The sequence below is a fragment of the Lacrimispora sp. genome (assembly GCF_046972725.1).
Lineage (GTDB): Bacteria > Bacillota > Clostridia > Lachnospirales > Lachnospiraceae > Lacrimispora.
Genome location: NZ_JBKVXF010000002.1, coordinates 134,052 through 159,794, shown reverse-complemented (window position 1 = coordinate 159,794; position 25,743 = coordinate 134,052). Strand labels below are relative to the sequence as shown.

At 40.6% G+C, this 25,743-nt stretch carries 21 protein-coding genes and 1 riboswitch; of the genes, 5 read left to right on the top strand and 16 right to left on the bottom strand.

The genetic code is table 11. From position 1 onward, the window contains the following. Position 1: 1 nt before the first annotated feature. Both ACLTWA_RS08945 and ACLTWA_RS08940 read right to left on the bottom strand, forming a co-directional pair. Positions 2–958 carry an ABC transporter permease gene (locus tag ACLTWA_RS08945; protein ID WP_412327353.1) on the bottom strand — a complete coding sequence of 319 codons (957 nt, stop codon included), beginning with the start codon at positions 956–958 and terminating at the stop codon, positions 2–4. A gap of 340 nt (positions 959–1,298) precedes the next feature. Continuing rightward, the gene (locus ACLTWA_RS08940) at positions 1,299–3,626 is read right to left on the bottom strand and encodes a helix-turn-helix domain-containing protein (RefSeq protein ID WP_412327352.1); all 2,328 of its coding nucleotides are present in this window, start codon (positions 3,624–3,626) and stop codon (positions 1,299–1,301) included. Between the two features lie 225 nt (positions 3,627–3,851). Then, a riboswitch (Fluoride riboswitch) is annotated at positions 3,852–3,924 on the top strand. A gap of 34 nt (positions 3,925–3,958) precedes the next feature. On the opposite strand from ACLTWA_RS08940, the gene ACLTWA_RS08935 reads away from it, so the two are divergent. Next, positions 3,959–5,167 (top strand): chloride channel protein, encoded by a 1,209-nt coding sequence (locus tag ACLTWA_RS08935; protein WP_412327351.1) that lies wholly within the window; start codon positions 3,959–3,961, stop codon positions 5,165–5,167. Here ACLTWA_RS08935 and ACLTWA_RS08930 read toward each other — a convergent pair. The 3 genes from ACLTWA_RS08930 to ACLTWA_RS08920 form a co-directional block, all read right to left on the bottom strand. Continuing rightward, positions 5,162–6,493, bottom strand: a complete 1,332-nt coding sequence (locus tag ACLTWA_RS08930) for an esterase/lipase family protein (RefSeq protein WP_412327350.1) — start codon at positions 6,491–6,493, stop codon at positions 5,162–5,164. The genes ACLTWA_RS08935 and ACLTWA_RS08930 overlap by 6 nt on opposite strands. Positions 6,494–6,567: 74 nt before the next feature. Beyond that, positions 6,568–8,307: an ABC-F family ATP-binding cassette domain-containing protein gene (locus ACLTWA_RS08925; protein WP_412327349.1), complete on the bottom strand. Its 1,740-nt coding sequence runs from the start codon at positions 8,305–8,307 to the stop codon at positions 6,568–6,570. Positions 8,308–8,742: 435 nt separating this feature from the next. Further along, on the bottom strand, positions 8,743–9,582 hold the full coding sequence (locus tag ACLTWA_RS08920) for a MerR family transcriptional regulator (RefSeq protein ID WP_412327348.1): 840 nt from the start codon (positions 9,580–9,582) through the stop codon (positions 8,743–8,745). Between the two features lie 179 nt (positions 9,583–9,761). Here ACLTWA_RS08920 and ACLTWA_RS08915 point away from each other — a divergent pair, with 179 nt between their 5' ends. After that, positions 9,762–10,466 carry a B3/4 domain-containing protein gene (locus ACLTWA_RS08915; RefSeq protein ID WP_412327347.1) on the top strand — a complete coding sequence of 235 codons (705 nt, stop codon included), beginning with the start codon at positions 9,762–9,764 and terminating at the stop codon, positions 10,464–10,466. A gap of 115 nt (positions 10,467–10,581) precedes the next feature. Here ACLTWA_RS08915 and ACLTWA_RS08910 read toward each other — a convergent pair whose 3' ends face one another. The 10 genes from ACLTWA_RS08910 to ACLTWA_RS08865 form a co-directional block, all read right to left on the bottom strand. Further along, the gene (locus ACLTWA_RS08910) at positions 10,582–12,618 is read right to left on the bottom strand and encodes a beta-galactosidase (protein ID WP_412327346.1); all 2,037 of its coding nucleotides are present in this window, start codon (positions 12,616–12,618) and stop codon (positions 10,582–10,584) included. Positions 12,619–12,656: 38 nt separating this feature from the next. Continuing rightward, positions 12,657–13,463 carry a carbohydrate ABC transporter permease gene (locus tag ACLTWA_RS08905; RefSeq protein WP_412327345.1) on the bottom strand — a complete coding sequence of 269 codons (807 nt, stop codon included), beginning with the start codon at positions 13,461–13,463 and terminating at the stop codon, positions 12,657–12,659. Further along, on the bottom strand, positions 13,456–14,349 hold the full coding sequence (locus ACLTWA_RS08900) for a carbohydrate ABC transporter permease (protein WP_412327344.1): 894 nt from the start codon (positions 14,347–14,349) through the stop codon (positions 13,456–13,458). The genes ACLTWA_RS08905 and ACLTWA_RS08900 overlap by 8 nt, the downstream gene beginning before the upstream one ends. A gap of 25 nt (positions 14,350–14,374) precedes the next feature. Continuing rightward, positions 14,375–15,691, bottom strand: a complete 1,317-nt coding sequence (locus ACLTWA_RS08895; RefSeq protein WP_412327343.1) for an ABC transporter substrate-binding protein — start codon at positions 15,689–15,691, stop codon at positions 14,375–14,377. A 183-nt stretch (positions 15,692–15,874) separates the two neighbouring features. Continuing rightward, positions 15,875–16,036 carry a hypothetical protein gene (locus ACLTWA_RS08890; protein ID WP_412327342.1) on the bottom strand — a complete coding sequence of 54 codons (162 nt, stop codon included), beginning with the start codon at positions 16,034–16,036 and terminating at the stop codon, positions 15,875–15,877. Between the two features lie 148 nt (positions 16,037–16,184). Then, positions 16,185–17,114, bottom strand: a complete 930-nt coding sequence (locus ACLTWA_RS08885; RefSeq protein WP_412327341.1) for an AraC family transcriptional regulator — start codon at positions 17,112–17,114, stop codon at positions 16,185–16,187. 140 nt (positions 17,115–17,254) lie between these two features. Continuing rightward, positions 17,255–17,767, bottom strand: a complete 513-nt coding sequence (locus ACLTWA_RS08880) for a ferritin (RefSeq protein WP_412327340.1) — start codon at positions 17,765–17,767, stop codon at positions 17,255–17,257. Between the two features lie 367 nt (positions 17,768–18,134). Beyond that, on the bottom strand, positions 18,135–20,297 hold the full coding sequence (gene secF / locus ACLTWA_RS08875; protein ID WP_412327339.1) for a protein translocase subunit SecF: 2,163 nt from the start codon (positions 20,295–20,297) through the stop codon (positions 18,135–18,137). Positions 20,298–20,318: 21 nt separating this feature from the next. Beyond that, positions 20,319–20,762 (bottom strand): hypothetical protein, encoded by a 444-nt coding sequence (locus ACLTWA_RS08870; RefSeq protein ID WP_412327338.1) that lies wholly within the window; start codon positions 20,760–20,762, stop codon positions 20,319–20,321. A gap of 103 nt (positions 20,763–20,865) precedes the next feature. Further along, complete coding sequence (locus ACLTWA_RS08865; RefSeq protein ID WP_412327337.1) at positions 20,866–21,381, bottom strand: transcriptional regulator; 516 nt, start codon at positions 21,379–21,381, stop codon at positions 20,866–20,868. A gap of 543 nt (positions 21,382–21,924) precedes the next feature. Between ACLTWA_RS08865 and ACLTWA_RS08860 the strand changes: the two genes are divergently transcribed. Next, entirely contained in the window at positions 21,925–22,464 is a 540-nt protein-coding gene (locus ACLTWA_RS08860; RefSeq protein ID WP_412327336.1) for an ECF transporter S component, read from the top strand. 104 nt (positions 22,465–22,568) lie between these two features. Here the strand turns inward: ACLTWA_RS08860 and ACLTWA_RS08855 are convergent, their stop codons facing one another. Further along, complete coding sequence (locus ACLTWA_RS08855; protein ID WP_412327335.1) at positions 22,569–22,709, bottom strand: cyclic lactone autoinducer peptide; 141 nt, start codon at positions 22,707–22,709, stop codon at positions 22,569–22,571. 923 nt (positions 22,710–23,632) lie between these two features. On the opposite strand from ACLTWA_RS08855, the gene ACLTWA_RS08850 reads away from it, so the two are divergent. Beyond that, the gene (locus ACLTWA_RS08850) at positions 23,633–24,370 is read left to right on the top strand and encodes a LytR/AlgR family response regulator transcription factor (protein ID WP_412327334.1); all 738 of its coding nucleotides are present in this window, start codon (positions 23,633–23,635) and stop codon (positions 24,368–24,370) included. A gap of 295 nt (positions 24,371–24,665) precedes the next feature. Then, positions 24,666–25,673 (top strand): sensor histidine kinase, encoded by a 1,008-nt coding sequence (locus tag ACLTWA_RS08845; protein ID WP_412327333.1) that lies wholly within the window; start codon positions 24,666–24,668, stop codon positions 25,671–25,673. Positions 25,674–25,743 lie beyond the last annotated feature (70 nt).

The window sequence follows — 25,743 nt, the reverse complement described above, 5'->3', positions numbered from 1 at the left end:
CTTAATATAAACCGGTTTCTCCGCATTTTTTACAGATCCAGTTGGTGGAAAGAACCATGACCGTAGCAACTACGGATTTAAACAGCCCTACCGCCGTACTGTAAGAAAATGCGCCCTGAGCAATTCCCAATGTATACACATAAGTATCAAACACCTCTGCCACAGAGGAATTTAAGGAATTCTTCATCAGGAATATCTGCTCAAAACCTGTATTTAACAAGGTACCCACCTTTAAGATCAGCATAATAATGATGGTACTTTTAATGGCTGGCAGTGTAATGTGCCACATCTGCTTTAGTTTTCCCGCCCCGTCTACCTGAGCCGCTTCATATAACTGAGTATCTACTCCCGCCAAAGCCGCAAGGAATATGATCATCCCCCATCCAGTTTCTTTCCAGATATTCTGAATGACAATAATAAAGCGGAAATACTTAGGGTCAGATAAAAACTCCAGCTTACGTCCTGTCATTGCAAAAATAATCTGATTGACCGCACCATTTTCCGTATTCAACAGGGTAAATGTCAAGCTGGCCACAATTACCATGGAAATAAAATGGGGGATATAGATCATTGTCTGAATGGACTTTTTTACCAGCTTATTCTTCATTTCATTCAAAAGCAATGCCAGAATAATGGGCATCGGAAAGAAGAAAACAAGGTTTAAAAGTGCAATGGAAAACGTGTTGACAAAAAGCATTTGAAAATCCGGATTCATAAAGAATGTCTTAAAATGCTCAGCCCCCACCCATTCACTTTTTGCGATCCCCAGAAACGGACTGTAATTCTGAAATGAAATCACCAGACCAGCCATGGGCACGTATTTAAAGATTATGAAGTAGAATACTCCCGGAAGCATCAGCAGATACATCCATCTGTGCCTTACCATGTACTTTAGTAACGGTTCCCTGTCTACCGAAACAGAAACCAAAGCACCAGCGGCACCTTTTACTTTTGCCATAAGCGAACCTCCCTCTTATTTTTTTGTTGCTTTTGTTTGCTTATGGCATTATCATACAACACTTTGTTTATTTTTCAACAATCATTATATTTACATATATTTTACTGGTTTTTTATCATAAATTTGTGCATATTTTTGTATTTTGCTTTAAAATACTCATTTTAGAGCTTAAAATGATCCTCTTATTGCATGGGGGATCAGAGGGTTTCCATATTTTGATTATTCTTTTTCAACCATTTCACATCCTGGATAATCCATTCTTTAATATAAATGATACAAATTATTTGCACTTTAAGAAAGTTTTTCATGCAAAAAAGCCCGGGGTTGATGACAGATTCTGTCATCGCTCCAGGCTCTCCCCCTTATTCTGTTTTCGAAACTGTCCAGGCGTGATTTTCATATGCTTTTTAAAAAGGCGGATGAAATTCTGAGCATTGCTGTAGCTTAACCGGTTTGCAATCTCAGTCACCGGCAGATCCGTATCCACCAGCATCCCTTTTGCCAGCTCCAGCTTCTGTTTGGCAATATAATCCGTAAATGTGATATCCTTTGTATTTTTTAAGACACGCCAGATATAACTGGGATGATAGCCCAGTTTTTCCGCACATTCTGTCAGACTCAAATCGCCCTGGTATTCTCTGATCAGATCCATGATTTTTTGAAAAACCACCTCAGAACTGCTTTTACGAAACTGGTTCATTCGGGTAATAACCGGTACGATCACATTAGTTTTATAAAATTTGCCGATGGACTGATAATCGTACAACTGGTTAAACCGCCCAAAAAGGTTGTCCTCTCCCTCCGGAAAAATATCATGTATGGGGATTCCGGCATCCGCCGGCACCGACAATATGGCAAGAAGAAACCGGTGTAAATAATAGTGCTGTTCATAAAGCACTACCCCGCTTTTCGTTAAATCACGGAGGAATTCATCTGCAATTGAAAAAGCACGTACCTGGTCAGACTCGTCCACCGCTTTTTTTACCTCGGTATCAAGAACCAGATTATATCCGCTTTTTCCTGATCTCTGCCCTGCCAGATCCCCATAATAGGTGACGGAGCTGTCCTCCATGGACATCCCTTCCGTATCCTCATCTCTGTCATAATATTCATTGATCTTTAAAGCCTCAATGCTTTCATTATAAGCTCTGGCAAAGCCTGTGGCTTCCGGAAATATCCGGCTTACTCCCATATCCACATAGCCGCTGCATCCTTCATCAGCGAATACAGAAAGACAGTTTCGAAGCGCCAGAATCTTTTGCTCCACCCGTTCTCTGGTTTCTCCGTCTATGATCATTACAATGGCCCTTGTATGGATAAAGGGAGGAAATAAAAGAATGTTCTTTATTTCTTCCGGCATGCGCTTAAGCTGGTCCAGATTCAGTACATCCTGCTCCATCTGTTCCCTCTCCCGGTCCGTTTTTTTACAGAAAATAACAGAAACCACGCATAGATTGGGTAGAAAAGTGATCTTAAGCCGTTCTTTTGTCTGCCTGATCTCCGCCCCGTTCAAACGCCCCCGGATCAGACGATAGGCAAACAGCTCCGCCAGCTGGTTCTTTTGCCTGTCTATCATGTTCTGAAGCTCTTCGTTATGCCCTGCCAGCGTATGGATGCCCTGATTGATGAGAAGAAACTCATCAGAACCGGCCTCCTTCTGTCCGCTTGCCGGAACAATGCTGGAAATCTGAGTCACCAGATTCTTTACCGGCTGATAAACGTGGATGGTGCTGAACCCGCTGATCAGACCGCTCACAATGAGAACCATCAGAATAATCCCAGCCATTGTAATAGGAATCTGCTTTAACTGCCCGTCTGCCAGTGCCGGATCATATCCTGCAATAAAAGTCCAGCCGCTGATAGCTGCCTGTTTTTTAACGATATCAAAGGTCCCCTCTTTTGTATGGATGCTTCTGACATCAGGCCGTTTCAGCTCATCCGGATGCTGTTCATAGTAAGCTGCAACCGCTTGATTTTCCGAACAGACCAGTTTTCCGTTATCGTCAAATACCACCAGTGCGCCATTTGCAAGGCTCTTTTTTAACATTCCCTCAAAAGAGCTCCTGTCAATGTTAAAGATAAAAGCAGCATTGCTGAATTCCGCGTAGGTAGGTACCTTTACTACAAACGTAAGGTAATTATCATTGGCATATTCTGACTGGATCAGCTCCCTGCTGTCTACCTTTTCTGCATGATTGATCCAGAACATCTTTCTTCTGTCCGCACTCAGTTCCCTCAGCCACTGCACGTTATTTGCTTTATCAACAGGAATCATCCCTTTGTTGCTGAGCATCCAGCCGTTCTTATAATTAATAAAGCTGTAGCCGCTGACATAATTGATGTACACCTCGTCCCCAATGATCTCATCAATAAAATCCCTGATCTTCGGATAGGGAATGTCATCATATTTCTGATTAACGATCTCCCCGGCCAGACTGGACGACGCCAGACTTAACAGACTCTGCCTCACCGCATCCAGCACATTTTCCGCCTTGTTCTCCACCTGCAGCAATGCGGTCTCATTGGACTGTCTGATATTTTTGCGTACTGCCATTGCCGCACTGTGATAGGAATAAAAGCCCAGAATCAAAAGCGGTACAATGGAAATCGCCATAAAATATGCAAATATCCGTTTCCGATAGGTAAAACCTTTCTTTTTGTTCCCCATGGCATCCCCTTTACCAACACTTTTTATTTGGATGTTTTTTGCCGGATTCAACGATGACTTCCTTCCCCCATAGAACTGATAACAAGCCTCCTTTTTATTCTCCGACATTTTTTTACAATATTTATCATAGCATATGTACATGGTTTTTGCTTCATATATTTGCAATAGAATTCCAGTATACAAATCCAGGATATGCCTTGAAAAAAAACCATCCCCGTGCTATACTGGCAGGCAGGGAATGAGGTTCTTCCATGGCTCTGGCCTAAACTGCTTTTACGCTGATGACTTCTGCATTGTGCAGGAATCATCAGCTTTTTTTCGGAGGTGATAAATTGAAAAAACTGATTTTATCCTATCGTGACATCCTTCTTTTAAGTCTGATAACGATTCCCATCGGTATTGCTGTCGGTTTCGTGGACACTTTATTTGGCAGGATTTTGCTTTATCTTACAGATATGCGGATGAGCTATCCATTCTGCTTTATTCCTTTTCTCGGCATCATCGGTATCATTCTGGTCTGGTGCTATCAGAAGTTCGGCGGGAACAGCAGTAGAGGAATGGCTCTGATTTTTGAGACTGGTCATGGAATAAATCCTGATATTCCTCTCCGGCTTATCCCATTTACCATTATAAGCACCTGGCTTACTCATTTATTTGGGGGAAGTGCAGGAAGAGAAGGCGTTGCCATTCAGATAGGAGGAACCATTGGCCACTGGTTCGGCAGGCGGTTTCTAGTAAAGGACAGCGGGAAAATACTGCTGATTGCAGGAATGGCAGCCGGATTTTCCGGTTTATTCCGAACCCCCATTGCCGCAGCATTCTTTGCTCTGGAAGTACTTACGGTTGGAGTCCTGGAACAAAAAGCGCTGTTACCAGCCCTTACTGCAGCCTTTACTGCAAACAGTGTTTCCGGCTTATTGGGACTTGAGAAATTTTCTTTTGCACTGACAGACAGCCTGTCCTTATCCTGGGAACTGGCACCTAAGCTTTTAATGGCTGGAGTGTTGTTTGGCATTACCGGAGGGCTTTTTGCGCTTTCTCTTCATAAGACCAAACAGCTTTTTTCCAAATGGATAACAAATCCCATGCTGCGGATCTTTATCATTGGTATCTCCATAAGTATCTTGTCCCTTCTTTGCCGGGAAGGACGTTATTCCGGACTTGGAACCAATTTGATCTCCATGAGTTTCGGCAATGGCATCGTTTCATGGGATTTTATATTCAAACTGGTATTTACCGTTCTGACACTGTCTGCAGGCTTCCAGGGCGGCGAAGTCACTCCCCTGTTTTCCATCGGAGCTTCCCTGGGCGTTGTTCTTGCTTCATGGCTTGGGCTTCCTCCGGCATTTGCTGCCGCACTCGGTTATAGCGCGGTATTTGGCAGTGCCACCAATACATTGATTGCTCCAATCATTATCGGAGCAGAGATATTTGGTTTTGAATACTTTCCATATTTTGCAGTGGTATGCTCGCTGGCATATGTATGTAACTGTAATTTTTCCATTTATCCACTTCAAAAACGGAACGGACAGGACTTATAACCCTTTTGATTTCAGTTGGCTTACCAAATCTATATAGAATTCACACACATCAAAGCCTTCTATATTTTTTCTGGTCAAGTCAATCATATCTCCGTGAGAAATTCCCTGTCTGCTTTTGGAACTTATGATTCCAAGAAATTCTCCCCATTCCATGGAGCTTATGGAAACAAGTCCGTCGTTGTCTCCACCGCCAAAGAATTTAATGATGCAGTATCCCAGACTTAAAGGAAACATGGCACTGGTATGGGAAACCATTCTGGAGCCTGTACTCTGATATAAAACACCGGGGACATTTTTCATAATCTTATTAAGCCTGGAACATTCCCTGTCAGTTAAATCCTTTAATCCGCTGAAAAAATCAGGGTTGTCATCACCTAGCTTCCGGTATAGAGCGTCGTATTTATTTCCGATAGCCGCCACTGTTTTTTGGGGGATTCTGTCCAATATTCTACAAACATAATTACACCCCATATGAGGCGTATTGATGGTAGTAAGAGATGCGGCATATTGATCCATGCCAAGACAGCTTATGGCATAACGGCTGTCCAGTCCGCCTTTGGAATGGGCAATAATGTTGACCTTTTGACAGCCTGTTTCCTGTACGATACTAAGAATTCTCTGTTTGATTTCGTTTGCGCATTGTTCTACAGAGGCAGATGACTGATGATTGCTGTAATAGATCACCGCTCCATTGTCTTCAAGCTCCTTTGGTATTCTTCCCCAGTAATTAAAGCTTTTCCAATCCCGGAAAAAAATGCCGTGGACCATTAAAATCGGATACTTTGTCCCACACACCATATCCTCTTTACGCTGTGCCAGCACTTTTTTCCTGTTCTCCGTAAACCGGTATTCTGTACGGGAAACCGTCATAAATTTTCTAAGCAGAAATAAGTTGATGCCAGGAACCCACCAGAACAAAAGCAATGCAAGCCTCGCCATAATTCCCAACTGACTGGAACAGAAAAATATGCGCACAAGCCCATGAAAAAGAAGCAGAAAAGCCAAAAACCAGGCCATAAGCCCATTGATCAAAAGGATAAGCAGAGGAACCGGTTGGTCTGAAATTATGATGCAGCCATAAATCAGAAATTCTATGAAAGAACATACCATAGATGCCAGCATGAGCTCGTATCCCCCGGAAAGGATACGAAGACGCCGTTTGGCCGGCTTGTATTTCAACGGGCAGATATGATAATAAAAATAGTATCCCACAAGACCTGTTGCAGCAAGGATTAAAAGCGGAATATCCGGGAAAATGTGCAAAAAAAGAACAATATTAAAAAGAATGGCAATTAGTAAATAGCTGATCCCTCGTTTTAAGAACATTTTCTCCCCTCCATACCGGCTAAACAGAAATCTATTAAAAAGCACTTTGTATTTCAATCATAAGGCATTTAAAATCACAGCAGCTTTATCAGCTCCTCCAGCTCTTCGGACAAAACCTTTGCCTGTTCAAAATCATTCTTCGTTAATGCAGATTCGATTCTTGTCTCAACTGTTTTTTTCTTATCCTGAATCTCCAGGTAATTTTTATTGAAATGATTGGCATAGATCATCTTTCTGAATTTACGTATGCTCATTTTCCGAACCGTCTTACCTTCGATCATCAAAACATAATCCGCACAGTTTGCTATGGTATTAAAATCATGGGATACCATCAAAACCGCGCCCTTAAAATCCCCTATGGCCTTTTCCAGGGCTATTTGAGAATAGGTGTCCAGATGGCTGGTTGGCTCGTCAAGAAGAAGAAAATCTGCTTTGCTGACAGCAATTTTCGCTAATTGGAGCAGATTTTTTTCACCTCCGGATAAATTTCCAATCTTCTGTGTGAGAACCTCCTTTCCGAAACCATACTTTTCCATATGAGAGGCGATGGCATCATAGGTCTTGAACCCGGCCTCAAAGAATTCGTCCTGAACCGTATGATCTTCCCCCAGCATTTCCCCCTGGATCTGAGAAAGGAATGCCACTTTTACGTGATCCCCAAGCACAATGGAATCCTTCCGGTTTTCATAAATATCCCGGAGCAACGTTGTTTTTCCTGTTCCATTTGGACCAATCAGAGCGGCTTTATCCGTTGATTTCATTTCAAAGCTGACATTTTCTAAAAGAACCTCCTGAAAAGCCACAGAATAATCATTGACATTTAAAACCGCGGCTTCTCCGGGAACCTGTACTTCCGGCAAAATGATTTCCGGCTGCCGGATCTCTACAAAAGGTGCCTTGATTCTGCGGGCTTCCAGTCTCTCCAGAACCTTTTCCCTGGCATGCAGGGATTTGCCTCTGGAAGCCTCTGTATGATAGGTAGCGGCAATTCGCAATTTGTTGACTATGGCTTTATTTCTTTCGATTTCTTCCGTATCCGCCGCAGCCAGCTCCTGCAGTTCAATCTTTGTCTGGAGCAGGGAGAGCTTATAATCCATATATCTTCCATCAAACTCCTGGAGTTCTTTATTTTCCAAGTGTATGATCTTATCAAAGCAATGATCCAGTAAATATCTGTTGTGGGTAATGATAAGCATCGTTCCTTTGTGAGAATTGATCAAATTTTTCAGGGAATCGATATGTTCAAAATCTAAAAATGCATCTGGCTCATCCATGATAATAAGATGAGGGTTGGTGAGCATTACCTTAATTACCTGGATCAGCTTGAATTCACCGCCGCTTAAGCTGGACACCATTGCGTTCTCATATCTGCCCAAATCCGCCAGATTCAGTTTCTTATTGATGTTATTCTCATAATCATCTCCGCCGATGGCATCAAATGCATCTAGGGCCGCTTGGTATTTTATAAGAAGCGCCTCGATGTCTTCAGAGGTCTCCATCTCTGTACAGATTAAGGCAATTTCATGTTGAAGCCTGATGAAATCCGTTGCAATGTAATCAAAGACCGTAATCTCTCTTGCTTTATCAAGCTGGGAAAACTGGCTTACATATCCGATTCTGCAATTGGGATCGATCTCCAGCTTTCCATCAAACAGAAAACGGTCCGGGTCCATGATGATATCCGTCAAGGTACTCTTTCCGCTGCCGCTTGTTCCTATAAAAGCACAATGCTGCCCCTCTTCCAATGTAAATGAAATATTTTTATATAGTTCCTTTTCTGGAAATGAAAAGGAAAGGTTTTTCACATGTATCATATCTGCTCCTATCCGTGTGCCCTGCACACTCCAGTCACCCGGTCAAAATCCACAGTGGTTCTTAATTATCAAAAAAGAGCCTATTGAAATAAGCTCTTTCTATCATAATCCTTATTATCATAATTTTATAATTGACAATATATAATATAGACTATTGATCTTAATCAACCTTCGTAGCATATCATTTTTTTTGATTTATTTCAACTATTTCATTTGAAAGCATCTCCCGGTTTTCAATCAATTATGAAAACACACTTATTTTGATTTTATTTTTCATTATTATCCCCCGGCTTCTCCTGACAATCGGGCAGAATGCGGGGACTAAACGTTTTGTGATATTCCCTCTTTTGCTTTCCTCCTTTTCATCATAAATGGAGGGTTCTTACTGGGATTATAAACCCTCTAATTGCCCTAGGGTCAATATCTTTAGAGATTTTATTTAAAAGGTATTTGAAGTTCTGTCACGAATTTATTACGATTGCTTGTTATTCCATCATCAATTATAGTAATCTCAACAGAGTTTCCTGAAATCTGAAATCCCGATTCTTTAATGTAATTTAAGAGTAACGTATAATACGGTGCGGCTTCTTCATGGGTACCTTGATAATAAACTGTTGCATAATTACCTTTCGGTAAGATATGATCACAATTATTAACATTGTCCTCCTCTTCCATAATTATAAAGATTGATGAAAAACGTGAAAATCGCTCCTGTATTAAATCTTCTTGGCGAATAGATACTCCAACTTTTCCCAGAAATATAGCAGTATCTAAATTATGATCTTTGCTCAGATTCCGAATAAGTGGTTCCAAATCATCGGAAGCAGAAAAATTTTCTTCCAGCGATACAATTTTTCTTTGTGGTAATTGCTTAATTACAACTATACCGTAAGATTCTGAAAGTGCTGTTTCAATTTGTTCAATTCTGTTTGCGATTTTCCTTTCAATTCCAGACAACTCAATCTGCTTTTTAATTACATCGTTACGCTGTTCTATAAAAATAGACAATATTGTATTTACATCCTTTTCATCAAAGAAGCTTTCTATTTTCTCTAGAGATACATCCAACGCTCTTAAATACTTTATTGTATTTAACCGTTCAAACTGGTTTGTAGAGTAATAGCGATAATTGGTCTGGGGATCTACATATTCAGGTTTTAATATTCCGCGTTCATCGTAATATCTAAGTGTGCGTAAATTCATATGAAAAAGATTTGCCATTTCCCCAATCGTAAAGAGGGATTTCTTATTGCAGTCTTTAAATCCTTTTTTCAAACTTTCACCTCCTGAAGCTATATGTTACTACTCTTTACTAATTATTTTATCTTATGTCAGAATATCTGGCAATGTATTAAAATCAAAACTACCGCTTGACTCTCCAGTTGATAGAGAGTTTATAATAATACCATTGTTTGGTTCTTATTTTAATCATATGAAAGGAGAACAATATTCTTATGAAATTTTCAGTGGAAGATAAAATTTTCAAAAAACTAAATACTGTTTGTTTTGCGGTTGTAGCTGTATATGGAGTAGATAATTCTACAGAGAATGCAAACATACAAAAACGGTTAGAAGAAAACATAAAGTTATGTCAAACCTCTCTTGAGGGAGTAAAAGTAAAAGAAATTGAATCTGTGTTATGTTACAGAGAGGCTTTTCGCAAGATAAATATAAATCCAAATAAATACATGTGTTCCATAGAGGCATTATTAACAAGAATATCGAAAGGAAGAGGATTACCAAATATTAATACTATCGTAGACTTAGGCAATGCTATATCACTTAAATATCAAATTCCAATTGGTGCTCATGACATCGATACCATGAATAGGGGAATTTCATTACGATTTTCAGAGGAAAAGGATTATTTCATTCCTTTTGGAAATACAGAGAAAGAAGCTGTAGATAACGGCGAAGTTGTCTATGCCAGTGGAAATTCCGTCAGAACCAGAAGATGGACATGGAGACAGAGTGAAGAAGGAAAAATTACGAATCAATCCAAAAATATTTTCTTTCCACTTGATGGATTCTCTGATGTCAATAAAGAAACCATTCTTCTGGCCCAACAAGAATTAGCCGACATTCTTAAACAGGAATTTGATTGTGATGTGAGTATTGGCTGGGTAGATATAACAAATCAAAGTTTTAGAACCGATTGATCTGGTGAAAATCTTGTACTATGAAGCTATGTATAAGCACAATGAGGTAGCCGCAGACTGGAATGGGAGCTCCAGTTTGCGGCTGCCTCTGTTCATAATGGATTCTTTTATAATATTATCCCCTTAACTCCCTTTTCACCACCAAAGTCTTATATCCCCCGATTGCATCTTTTCCTGACAGTTTCCCAAATATCAGCTCTCCGCCGTTTATCTCTCTGACCGTCTCCGGAGAAAGGGCCACCGGTTCTTTATTAAAGTTCTGGATAAAAAGGTACTCCTTCCGGCCGGAGCTTCTGGAAGTAACCTCCACATCTTCCGGAAGCTTTCCGCTTATAAGAGGTTCTATCCCGCATTCTAAAAGGATTGTTTCCATAAGATCATCATATAACGCCTGCTCTGCATCTGCGCAAACGCAATAAGCAGTTCCCTTTCCATACCGGTTTCTGGTCAGTGCGGGATATCCTTGATAAAAATCATTTTCATATACATACATTGCTTCAGCACCCTGAAGCTTCACCAGATCACAAAGATTCCGGCACTCGTACCGTTTCTCTATTCCTTTTTCCAGAGCAGGAACCATGTGATTGCACTCCCCTTCAAAAAGGCCGTCAATTTCCATACTTCGTATTCCAGCCACGTCCATGAGTCCATGAGGCGTTCCATAAAGATAACAGTTATCCCACTCATCCACAATGCCGGACCAGTAGGTCATTATAAGCTGACCTCCCTCTTGAACAAAGGTTTTTAATTTTTCTTCTATTCCGCCTTGATATAAATAAAGCATAGGCGCTGCCACCAGTTCATACCCCTCCAGGCTGTCTTCCGTGGAAATAACATCTACGTTAAGCCCCAGCTTTTTTATGGCACTGTACATCTTAACAGCAGCTTCATGATAATGAAGTCCCAGATTTCTGGGCCCTTGGGCATCTTCCATGGCCCAACGGTTTTCCGTATCATAGATGAGCGCTGCCTTTGAAAAGACAGTGGTTCCCTTTATTTCCTCCAGAGACGAAAGGGCAACCCCTGTCTGGCAGACTTCCCGGTATACTCTGGTGTCCTCACCTCCGTAATGGTCAATGACCGCACCATGGAATTTCTCAGAGCTTCCGCAGCTTTGCCTTATCTGAAAAAACAGCACACTGTCCGAGCCATGGGCTACGGCCTGCAGGGAATCAAGTTCCAGCATTCCAGGGTGTTTTAATTTACTGACTCCCTGCCAGTTGGTGCTACTGGGACTGGACTCCATCAAAAGAAAGGGTTTCTTTTTTAAGCTTCTCATATAATCATGCTGCATTCCATTGTCTCTGGCTGTCAAAATCTCCTTTTTCTTATGCCAAAGAGGATAGGAATCCCAGGACACCACATCAAACTCCCTGGAATACCGCTTATAATTCAGCCCTTCATAATCATACATGAAATTGGAGGTGGTGGGCTGCATGGCTCCTGCCTTACGAAGTGATTCAATCTCCCATCTGGCAAAATCTGCTGTCTGTTCCGTCACAAACCGCTTCCAGTCCAGATTCAGCCCGTGAACCATGCTCTCTCCAATGGGGGAAGGGCTTTCCACCTGCTCAAAGGACTGATACACATGACTCCAGAATGCGGTACACCATTTCCGGTTTAAATTATCAATGGTGCCATACCGTTCCTTTAGCCATTTACGAAATGCCTGCTGGCATAAAGGACAGTGGCATTCTCCTCCGCACTCATTGGAGATGTGCCACATAAGAACTCCCGGATGAGACTTGAACCGTTTCGCCAGTTCCAGGTCAATGCTCCCAACCTTTTCCCGGTACACCGGTGATGTATAGCAGTGATTCTGCCGTCCTCCAAACAACTGGCGCCGCCTTGCCCCGTCCACCCGCAGCACTTCCGGATAACGGTCCGACAGCCATTTGGGGCGAGCGCCAGAGGGTGTTGCCATAATAAAAGAGATTCCATTCTCATAAAGCCGGTCGGCCTCCTTCATGAGCCATTCAAATGCAAACCTGCCTTCCTCCGGTTCCAAAAAAGACCATGCGAATACTCCTAAGGTAACGGTATTGATGCCTGCCTTTTTCATATACTCCAAATCTTTTTCTGCTATTTCAGGCCGATCCAGCCATTGCTCCGGGTAATAGTCCCCTCCATACCATAAACCAAGGCTCTTCATACTCAACCGTTCCTTTCCAAAAAGTATTGGGTTTTCTCTTATTTTACTGCACCTGTAATTCCTTCCGCAAAGCTTCTTTGAAGCAGGAAGAAAATAATTACCGTAGGAATGGTACAGATCAACACCGCCAGCATAAGAGTTCCGTAATCTGTCACATAGCCTTGCGTTAAGTTTGACACCAGCATGGGCATGGTAATACTGCTTTCATCGGACATAATTACCTTTGGCCATAGATAGCTGTTCCATGCATTCATAAAGGTAATGGTCATGGCTGCCGCATAGGTGGAGCGCATGGTGGGCAGAAACATCCGGTAAAAGATCTGGAATTCCGTCAGACCGTCAAGCCGTGCCGCTTCCATAATATCCGAAGGAAAGGATCTGGCACTCTGCCGGAACATCATGATTAAAAACGGAGTGGATATGGTGGGAAGGATAAATCCCAGGGTACTGTTTAAAAGCCTTGCTTTTGAAAACATCTGATAAAGCGGAATCATGGTTGCCGCAAAAGGAACCATCATAGCCAGCAGCAGAAGGCTCATGACCCGGTCCTTTGCCTTATCATGGAACACCTCAAAACCGTATCCTGCAATGGAGCAGACAAATAAGGAAATAAGGGTCATGGTAATGGAATATTTAAAGGAATTAAAAAGAGCGGTGCTGACATTCTGTGATGCCAGAAGCTTCTTCGCATTATCGATTAGCGCCGTTCCAAACATTAAAGTTCCTCTGCTCACATCCACACTCCGGTTCGTAGCTGCAACCAGCATCCAGTAAAGCGGAAATACAGAAATCAATGAAACAATGATCAAAAATACATATGCAAATACTTTTTTCCCCTTAGTCACGTTTATCACCTACCTTCAACTGTACAAATGCAAGAACTGCCACCAACAGAAGGATCAAGTATGACATAGATGCGGCATACCCGAAGTTGGGTACATACTTAAAGGATACGTTGTATATGTAGTGTGACATGGTAATGGTTGCATTGGCCGGACCGCCGCTTGTTAAGTTTACGGATTCATCAAACAGCTGCAGCGTTCCATTGGTTGACATAATGGCAGTCAGAAGAATGGTCGGCTTTAAAAGCGGAACCGTAATACGGAAAAAGGACTGAACCGGAGATGCTCCATCAATTTTTGCGGCCTCATATACGGAATACTCGATATTTTGCAGGCCGGATAAATAAAATACCATGTTATAACCGGTCCACCTCCAGATAAGTGCCAGAATAATTACGATCCTTGCACTGTCCGGATGCCCCAGAAAGTTATATCCGGTGGTCAGAAGCCCAGCCTTTATAAGAATAGTGTTGACCAGGCCGTCCACAGCAAACAGGGAACGGAAAATCACAGCGTATGACACCAGAGAGGTGGCGCATGGCAGAAATATTGCGGTACGGAATAGTCCCTTAAACTTTAAATCCTTATGATTTAACAAAGACGCCAGGACCAGAGCCACCATCAGCATGATTGGTACCTGTATGATCAGGTAAATAAAGTTATTTTTCAGAGCCTGCATAAAGATCGGATCCTGAAACATCCGGATGTAATTGGTTACACCCGTCCATTTCATCCTGGTACCGATTCCCGTCTGGAAAGAAAGGAACAGTGCCTGGATCATGGGCAAAAAGCTCATGATTCCGATCAGTAATACTGCCGGAGCTAAAAATGTCCAGCCGGCCAGGCTCTGTTTCTGGCCCAATGACAGCTTTTTATTTGAATTTCTCACGGAACATGCCACCTCCTGTCGTCATTTACTTACCCATGGAAAAATTAACGGTATCCTCAGCACTTTTAATCTCTGCATCAATGTCCCCGCCTGCCACAACTTTGGTGATTGCCGTAGCAACGGCGTCACGGGCTTCATAATAATAAACGCCGGTGTTGTTGGACGGAGCTTTGGAAGCAAAATCTGTAATCATGGTATATATGGTTTCTCCGCCGAAAAATTCCTGGGGCTCTTCATAAGCCTTACTGTCTGCGGCCGGAAGGTATGTAGCCATAGCACCGGACTTTGGAAGGATTGTTTCATAAAGATCTGTACTTCCTGCAAAAGTCTTGCTTAAAAAATCATATGCCAGTTCCGGATTTTTGCTTGCAGAGGTGACTGCCCAGCTGGAACCGCCGTTGTTAGAATAATTGGTCGCGCCTTCAACGCCTTCCAGCTTCGGCATATTGGTAATCGCCCAGTTGCCGGACTGGTCTTCTGCCGTCTGAATGCTGGCCAGAATCCAGCAGCCGTTAATGGTTCCGGCTACCGTACCATTGGTTATGGTTCCAACATACTGGTCCCAGTCATTGACTTCCACAAGCACCCCGCTCTTAACCAGAGACGCATAAGTTTCCATTACCTTTTTTAAAGTATCATTCCCCACCATACTGGGATTCCCATCCTTGTCAAAAAGGCTTCCGCCTGCAGACTGGAGCATCATTACAATCAAATCGGATTCTCCTGCCTGACAGGATAACAGAGGCTTTCCTGTCTTTGCCAGAATATCCTCTCCCATCTTCTGATATTCACTCCAGGTAATATCCTTAAAATCATCCACCGTATAGCCGGCTTCCTTTAATATATCCGTTCGGTAGCAGCCTACTACAGTTCCATTATCAAAGGGTACCCCGTAATTTTTCCCTTCTACCACAGAATAAGCAGTCTTTGCCTTTGCAAATTTCGTAAAATCGATACCGCTTTCCGTCAGGTCCATAAATGCATCCGGATAGCTGATGACATTTTTCTGGAATGCATTGTCCTGGAGCAGCAAAATATCAGGAAGAGTGTCTATATTCCCGGATGTAGCCGCCGTAGTGATCTTGGTCTGGAGATCTTCCCAGGGAGTCTCCACCACGTTCAGTTTGAAATCCGGATGATCCTTCTGATAAACTTTTGCTGCTTCCTCCATGGCATAAACGTTAAATGCCGGATCCCAGCACCAGACAGTCAGCTCATTGGACGCCTGTGCTCCAGCCCCTTCCTTATCTCCTGATTGCCCAGAAGTACCGGAAGTACCGCAGGCTGTCAGGGAAGCTGCCATGGCCCCCGCCAATAGTAAGGATGCGATTCTTTTCTTCATAGCAAAACTCCTCCTCAATTTTTATTAAAAGATTGAATTAATATAATTCAAGCATCTTTTTTACCTTATCCCAAAGATATTCATGAAACGGTTACCTTATCATTTTTAATAATATCACGCTTACTTTTTCCATCCGGCACCATACGGAATACTAAAAATGAGGCTTGCTCATCGGTTAAATTTTCAATTGTATGAAGAGAGTTTCCCACACGGATTACCATACCTTTTGACGCCTTCTCCCTGATGGATTTCAAATTCATCAAAAATAAAATAATTGACCTTTGTTCCATTATCCTTTTCTGCAAAAACAGAATCCTTCAAACGGTACAGTTCCAGCTCATTCAAACGATACTACCTCCTATATATACAGGAATTTACATTCATAGACTCATCTTCAACAATATCCTTTTGTATCTTATATTATAACAATTTTTTTAGCCGCAAAGTTTTTAGATTCAATTAAAAAACGTGCAAATTCGATCATTTAAATCCATCAATCCCAGCCCTTTTGCGCACTGATTCTGCAATACAACAGTTTGCTCTCATAATTCTCTGCCGACTTTTTCCACTGATAAGGTGATATATTTAAAACCTTTTTAAAATTCCTGTTAAACGCTGAAATTGAAGCAAATCCGGATTCAGCCGCGACCTCTTCCATATTTTTTTCCGTCTTTTTCAGCAGTTCACAGGCGTTCTGAACACGAATGAGATTGATATAATCCACCGGCTTCATATTCATTCCCTCTTCAAAAACCCGGCGAAAATGACTTTCACTGATATTGCAGGCTTTCGCCAGGCTGCTTATCCTGATTTCCTCCATATAATGGTTGGATACGTGATCCAAAGCACCGGCAATTATGGTCGTATTTGCCCGGCTTCTCATGATCCTTTCCTCATCATCAGAAAGGCGCAGAAATTCCACCACACAAGCACCAAGGATTCCCTGAATACTTTCCTTGTAATAAGGCTTTTTATTCCGGGCTTCCTCCATGATTCCCAAGATAAATTTTGCAAGAACAGGATTTTCCTCTTTGGATAAGAGATATCCTGTTCGTTTGATCCGCTTTAACATATTTTTCTTATCCATAGGGTCATAATTATTTAATTCTGAAATGAATTTGTCTATGTCTATGTAAATCCACTCCCAGTACCCTTTGGTCCCAGGATCAGTGTTGGTTGTATGCGGAAGCCTGGGCGGAACGATCATAAAAGAATGACCGCAAAATGGTATATGCTCCTGCCCAAGCACCACTTCTCCGCTTCCCCAGTGACAGTATCCTATCTCCAATAGATTGTGAAAATGAAGATACCTGATTTGTTTTCCATACTCCCTGATCCAGTCCTCTCCCAAAAGGGCAAGCACCACTTCCCCTTCCGGGATTTCATAATAACGAAATTCCACCTTTTCCCGCTGCTTTGCCATACGTTTTCCCCCTGGTTAAACTTATTTTCTTTTATTCCGTATTTATTTGTATCAACGAAAAAGAACGGTCTCTGACATGAAAGCAATGGCTTGGCATCATGACATAGACCGCTCTATTTATTTAAGAAAACTCATTTGTTTTAGATCACAAGCGTAGGCGGCGTATATACTCTGGTCGCCAGTTCCGAATCAAGTAAGTATAATCCCTTGGCATCATGACCAAATAAATCATATCGCTTTATGATATCCTCTGTATTTTTCTCTTCCTCGTTCTGTTCCTTTACGAACCAGTCAAGGAACTGCATGGTACGGAAATCTTTTAATTCATAGGCTGCCGCATAAATATCATGGATAGCCTCCGTTACCTTTAGCTCATGCTCAAAGGCTTCTGCTGCCGGCTGACGGAAATCATTATAGACCGCCTGTGGCGCCTTAATATCTCCTAATTCTACCTTCGCACTGTTATTCAGTAAGTAATCCATGAACAGCATCGCATGATCACGCTCTTCCTGTGTCTGGATTTTAAACCAGTTTGCAAACCCGTTTAAATTGTTGTCTGCATAATAATTTGACATATCCAGATATACATAAGCAGAATAGAACTCAAAATTTACTTGCTTGTTTATTTTTTCTGCAATGATCTTATTCAACATATTATCTTCCTCCTTTTATTTTAATGGCTTTTGTTGCTAAATTGCCCGGATTTATATCCTCCGGTTATTTAAGCAGGCAGTTCCATGAAAAATCCCATGATGCCGGAGACCCAGGCCGTGATTTATGGGATTTTGCATGCAACACTTCCAATCATGTGTTATTATATTCTAACATTTTCAGCAAAAATATTCAATCATATATCATAAAATATTTATTAAAGATAACGTCAGATAATAAAGAGTATATTAAGGAATTATTTGATTGATGATATTTCTTCTTTGTTTTCTGATTTTTTCAATGGTTATCAATTGTATCAAAAAAACCGGAAGGCCATATTTGACATGACCTTCCGGTTTTGATTCCTTATTATTTTTCTTTTCTTTTTTCCCACATTGCCCATAAAGTACCGGCAACACAGATGGAGGAATAGCAGCCGGTAATTACACCAAAGAGCATTGGCAGAGAGAATTCAATAATGGATTCAATCTGAAAATAAATGGAGGCTGCCATGATAACTGCAACGCAGATACCTGTTGCAAGGGATGTATTTAAGGATCTTCCTAAGGTCTGGCTGGTACTGATATCAACCAGGTCCACAACGGAAAGCTTACTGTCAAGTTTTTTGTTCTCACGAATTCTGTCGTAGATGACAATGGTATCATTAATGGAATATCCAATAATCGTAAGAACTACGGCCACAAAGGCATCGTTTAACGGAATTCCAAACAAAACAAATGCAAAGAACACCACCATCGTATCATGGAACAAAGCGATCATTGCCGTAATACCTGCGGACAGTCCTGATATGGCTGAGAACCGGATCCATACATAAACAATAATAAACAGCAGCGCAAGTCCGATGGCAAGCCCGGCGTTTCTTAAAGCCTTGGCACCGATATAAGGTTCCACCACATAGGTTTCAGAAAGCTTTGCATCCACCTTGTCAGAAGTACTGTTAATCGCATCTGTAATGGCTTTCTGCTCATCCGGAGACATACCTGCATTACCTGCAAAGGTAATAGAAAGCCTCTTAAGGCCGGTCATATTATCTTCTTTGATCTGAACCGTAACCGGTCTGTTGGTCTGTTTCTCCACAGCAGACTCTATTTTTTCTGTGTCTGCTTCATTGGATACGGAATAACTCAATACGGCACCACCGGTAAACTGGGTATCCAATGCGACGCCCTTGGTAAAGCAGCCTGCAATCCCTGCGATGGTAATCACACCGGAAATGATGGCAAATATATATTTTTTCCCGTAGAATGGAATCGTCTTGGTATCTTTTCTGACACGGAAGTGCTTGATATCATGAAGCTTGTCATTCTCAATAAAGGATAACAGAAGGTGCTTGGATACGGGAATACCAATAAAAAGATTTACGATCATACCGATCATAAGGGTATAACCAAAGCTTAGCATGGTTCCGGAACCCAAAGCCATCAGGATTGCCGCAATGATGGCTGCTGTTACATTCCCGTCAAATACGGAAGAAAATGCATTTTTATATCCATGGGTAATCGCTCCTTTGATGGAAGCTCCTTTTTTCAGCTCATCGGAGATACGTTCCGATGTGATAATATTGGTATCCACCGTCATACCAAGCGTCAGGATAATTCCTGCAATTCCTGGCAATGTAAGGGTATACTGAGGAATTGAGATCGCAAGCAGCTGTATGATCATCTGCATGAACAATGTGATACAGGCGGAGACACCAGGTACCTTGTAAAATCCAATCATAAATACACAGATAATGAAAAATGAAAAAATTCCTGCATAAACCATGATTGTAAGTGCATTGTTACCAAGAGCAGGGCTGATGGTGGAGAAGTTTGAGGTGGCAAGAGAGAAAGGAAGCGCACCTGCGTTGATTTTCTCCGCAAGGCTCTTTGCCTCATTATAATCTTTCATTCCTGTAATAACAGCCTGTCCGCCGGAAATCTTTGTCTGTACGGTAGGGCTTGAGATCAAATCTTCATCCATGTAAATGCTCATTCGTTTTCCAATCAGCTTTCCAGTCGCTTCTTCAAAAAGCTTGGCTCCCTCCTGATCGAAACTAAGCGAAACATTATAAGCCTTGATTCCGTTGTTCGTTGTTGTTTCCGGTGCTGCATTTTTTACATTCTTCCCCTGAATCAGCACTTTGCCGTCCGGATCTCTGAACGTAAGCTCTGCCATCTCACCAAGTTCCGCAATGGCATCTTCCGGGTTAAAGTTTGTTTCTCCTGATTTCCATGGGAACTGTACGATGATGTAGCCGGAATTTTTATCGACTGTCACTTCACGGTCGGAAATATTCTGATTGTCCATTCGGGTCTCAATAATTTCCCTTGCTGTCTGAAGCTCCTGTTCGGTTGGCTTTCTGTCTAAATCCTGAGGTTCAAAGATTGCTTCTACTCCCCCCCGGATATCGATGCCGTAACGCATGTCAAAGATGCCTTTAATATCATTTCCAAGACCAAATACTGCAACCGCACAAAGGGCTGCAAGCGCAGCAAAAATCCCTGCAAGCATTTTCTTTCCTGGTTTCATTTTGTTTCCTCTTTTCTACTTTTAATTTTGACAAACTTTAAAAAGAAAAGCCCTGCTTCCTTTTTCTCCGTCCGAATCGTGAATAAACCGTATCAGAAACATTCTGCTGATATAGCTTTCCTGCAGCAAAACAGTTATGACCGTCCACAGAATCAGTGGAATAAAAAGAAGGTCTGTCCTTATAATCAAGTATTTTATAGGTAAGACTCCAAAAGAAAATCTTCCGTTGGAGTTACTGATCATCTCTCCATTGGCTTCCTCGTCAAAACTACCCGGAAACTCTGCGATGCCCTTGACGCCTTTTTGACCGGCCCCCCGTTCCCACACCGCCTTTTTCGTTGGATGAGACAGCTTTCGGCCCACGTCAATGGTAAAAATATTAAATTCTGACGCCAGCAATGCGAAACAGAATAAATACGCTAATATTCTGTGAATCCCATTACCGCTTCTGGCCTGGTATCTCATAGGTACCCCTTCCTGCAACAGCCACACAAATCTTTTACTTTTCTGAATATATACACCAAAGAGCATTGTACTACAAATAATCTGGAAATACAACTATTGCTTCTTAACAGTAGAATCCCGCCTTCTTTTTTCCTTTTTCAGTCAAAGTTATAATCCTTCCCTGATGCTCTGACTGCCGTATCCGGATTTTTTCCTTCTCTTCCAGTTTTTTGAGCGCTTTTTTTAATACCGTTGCATCAAGGGTTGTTAAAGCCTTTAAGTCCTTAAGCGTTACTTCCTCCTTTTCCGCCAGCAGGTTTAATATGTAATAACGAATCAGCTTTTTCCTGTTTTGAATACCTGCCTTTTTTAACAACGATTCGTTTTCCTCTATATATAGAAGAGAAGGAATTAATTCCTGAACCGTACCTTTCTTTACTGCTTTCCTCTTGACTTTTTTACATTTATCTCCAGGAATGTCTTTATTACTCTTATCTTTTTTCTTTTTATCTTTTTTCTTCTCATGCCCTTTTTTAAGCTCATCTGCAAGAGCTTTTCCTTTTCTGCAATGAGGCGCTTTCAAAGAACAATGCCGTTTGCAATAAGGACAGTGATCTTTCTCTGCCATTTCTTTTTTCATAATCGTTTCTCCATATCTCTTTTTATCATAATCGTCTAATCATGTATTTTAATAATTCTATAATTTTCTTTTCTATATAAGTGCATAATTCTTCCAAATGCCTTACCGTTCCTGTTTTTGCATGGCCTCCAACCAATATAGAAGCTGGTCATGTGTGTAACTTATACAATTAAGAAAGGATTTACCAATAATTCCTTGTCTGATTTCTATTATATTTATAATGGTTAAGAATATCAAGCATATCTTATAAAATCATATGGGAAAAGAACGTTTCACGATTAAGTAAGAAAAAACAGGCGCTCTTATTATGGTTATCCTGGTTTTTATAATTTGCAGGTAATATATCCCTTCCTATCCATACAAGAAATTGATGACCGGTTCATTCATTTTTTGCCAGAGGCCCATGTTTGATTTCAGGTCATTCCATGACCCTTAACTGGTATGTATGAATTTATTTAAATTGGATATTTGAATAATGCCATTTATTCTATATGATAGTTTTAATCTGCAATAAATAAAAACTGTCATACAGGAGGAAAGCCAATGAACAGCAAAAAAACAAAGAACATCGTATTCACCGCTTTAATGACTTCACTGACCACCGCAGCTACCATGGTGATCCATATTCCTTCCGCTTTTCACGGTTATATACATCTGGGAGATGGAATGGTGTTGCTTAGCAGCTTACTTCTTGGCCCTTTTGCAGGGGCTGCCGCAGGAGGCATCGGTTCCATGCTGGCTGATTTGCTGTCCGGCTATGCCTTCTATGCTCCGGCCACCTTGATCATTAAAGCACTGGGGGCCTTTTTGGCCGGTATGCTATACCGGAAACTTTTTTCAAAAAGCCAGACCATCGGGTTTAAGCTCCTTCCGTTCTTAAGTGCCGGTATTGTATGCAGCACCGTGGTTACCGGCGGATACTTTTTATTTGAATCCATCGTATACGGACCGTCTGCTGCCGCCTTAAATGTTCCGCTGAATATGGTTCAGAACTTATTAAGCCTGCTTGTCGCCGGATTCCTTTTGCCTGTTCTCCTGCGTATTGATGAGATTCAAAATTTACATAGAAATAGCCCTGTATAAACCACGCATCATTTTCCAATGATATAAGACGTGATTCATACAGGGCATGAAGGGTAAGGATATAAATATAAAATCAGCAAGAATTAAATGATGCTATCCAAATCCTACTTATTAATTTTCTTTAACTCTGGCGGCATTTTGGGCTGATGATAAATGTACATACACCTGCTTTCCGATGACATTTCAACAGATTTTCTTGCTACTGTCTCCATGAGTTTTGCAAAATTAATCTTTTTACTCTTCATTCTTATTACCTCCAATGTTTTTATTTTTTGAAGCTAAATTCATTATAGTACGAAAACGTACATGCTGTTGTATGTTGTAAAAATATCGATACTGCTCGTAACTTTTACTTTTTATCCATAAAAACCTTAGGGGTACCCCCTTTTTCGGAATCGATATGATTATAAAACTTCTGTTTTTTACACTGTTTTCTAATTTTTTTATACTGTTATAATAGCAGAAAAAGTATATGAAATTTAGTCATTTTAATCCTTCTGCATTTAATTGTTTCTTCCGCTTACGTTCCGGTCTTTCACAAAAAGCAAGATCAGAAGTAAGATTAAACACATCAACAGATTAATCAGATAGATTAAAGATACCATGCCTTCTTTTATGAACCGGTTTGAATTCATAATATGGACATTATTCCACTCAATATAATTTGATATAGCCATAATAGTGACCAGATTCATATAATAGATTTTTTTATCTGATTTTAAGTGAACGTTAATGTGCAGTATTAAGATAAATAAATTTACAATTAGAAACAACATACAAATACCAATAATTAAAAGAAAATAATGATTCACTTTTTTTACCTCCATTTTTCATCGAAACGTTTTCAAAACAATAAAAAAATATTATATTTTCAAACCATATCATGCAACTTGTTGAAAATCCGATTCTCCAGGTAATTTTCCATTTGTACAGAACAAGGAACATTTATTTCGACAGAATATCTCTCCTAATCTATACAAAAAATTATAAAAGTAGGCTATAATATAACGCATATTCTTATTTTATATAGAAAGATCTGAAATAATTAAATAAAACACTTGTATTACCTATGAATCATAAAAAAATACACTTTACTTTCATAAATAAAAAAAGGGATCTGAAACAACGGTTGATAAAATAATAGAATTTACATAAAGGAAGTGCATACATGTTAAAAATAGCAATTTGTGATGACGATGTTCTATTTACAGGAATGTTAGAAAAGTTATTAAGAAAAGAAGCTCTGGCCAATGGAATTGAAGTTGATATTGATGTGTTTTTTGACGGTTTTATGTTAGAAAAATATATATGCAAAGGGAATCTATATGATTTGATTTATTTAGACATCGAGATGGAACAGGAGAATGGGATTGAAGCAGCCCGTCACATCAGAGAAATTGATAAATCCGTATTATTGATTTATATTTCCGGATATGAACAGTATTTAAAGGAATTATTTGAGGTAGAGCCTTTCCGTTTTCTTTCCAAGCCTTTAGAAAATGAAAAGTTATCACGTTATTTTCAAGATGCCTGCAAACGCATTGGGGAAAACAATGCCTACTATCAATTTAATTTTAACAAAGAGATCAGAAAGGTGGCTTTAAGAGATGTGGTATACTTTGAAAGCCGTAACCGGATCATACATATCTATCTCAGCAACAATGAAATAGAATCTTTTTACGGAAAACTCAACGATGTGGAAAAGGAACTGAATGAAAAAAATCAGCGGTTCTTGCGGATCCATCAATCTTATCTGGTGAATTATGATTATGTAAGGAAGATGAACTTTTCCAACCTGGAAATCGAATGCAACGGCAAGTTAACGACTCTGCAGATCAGTGAGGACAGGCAGAAAAAAATCCGAATGCAATTATGTGAAATGGCCAGCAGAAAGGCAGGTATTTAATGCCATGGATACTCTGTCAACTGGTTTTTCCAGCCTTTTTATTGCCTTTTTTTATATTCTGGTCATACGAAAATGCATTCAGGCATTTTTCAATCCTTCGCCAAGGAAACTTCCTACATATGTTATTTGGATTTTTTATTATTTTTTTCAATTTTATTTAAACATTGGTCATTCCTTTTCACCAGTTATTACATTGTTTTTAAACATGTTTTTTGTTTTTCTTGTAACCAGTATCTCCCACACAGAAAGTCTAAATAAATGTGCCATTTTTTCATTCCTGATATGTGCCATCTGGATGCTGGTTGAAATTATTGTACATATGATTATAAGTATGCTCAATCTTGAAGATCAATCCGGTCTTTCCGGTGCCATAATCTCAAAGATTGTTATGCTTGTTTTTGCCATCATAACAGGGAACTGGCTCCAGCCAAGAAGCTCTACTGATATTTCTCTTCGCTATATGGTCATCCTGCTGATCGTACCTGCCGGAAGCATTTATATCATGCATAACATTTTTTTCATCAGCAATCAGTCTTCAGACGAGTTGCTGTTTTCATTTATTGCAGGAATATTACTTCTTTCTATTAATTACGTGATCTTTGAAGTCTTTGAATCACTGGCGGAAAATACAGAGTACCAGAAAAAGACACTGCTCTACGAACAGCAGTTAAATCTGTGCAGCCAGCAGGAAAAGGAACGGGAAATCCAGAATACAGAAATCAAAATGCTGCGGCATGATATCAAGCAGCATTTGATTTCCCTTTTAGGAATGATTAACGCCAACCAACTGGAAAACGCCGCAAGCTATATAACCGCTCTCCTGGAAAAAACAACAGCCAGAAAGATATACGAGATATCCCGCAGCGGCAATATTGTAGTAGATTCTCTTGTGTATTATAAATGTTCCATCGCGCAGAAAGATAACATTGAATTCAGTGCCAATATTTTTATCCCTCCAGTCTTACCGTTTCAAAATGGAACTCTGACCATTATTCTTGGGAATCTTTTGGAAAATGCACTGGAAGCATGCCGCCAGATAAGAAACGGGAAACGTTTTATAGAATTACAGATGTCCTATCAAAAAGAAATATTATCGATTGTGGTCTGGAATTCCTTTGAGGGGGAACGCTATCCCGACAGTCAGAAACATTTTAAAACCACAAAGACCAATCATGCCAGACATGGATTAGGCATACTTTCTATTGAGCAGGCGGTTGCAGCCTATAACGGAGAACTGATTACAGAAACACATGGAGAAATCTTTAAAGCAGTGGTAATTTTGTATGAAGGAAGGGAAAAATAACGAATAAAGCGGTATTTTCAACATCCTTTTTTTAACGGGATTATTATAGGATAGACTGTTTATTCAGGAG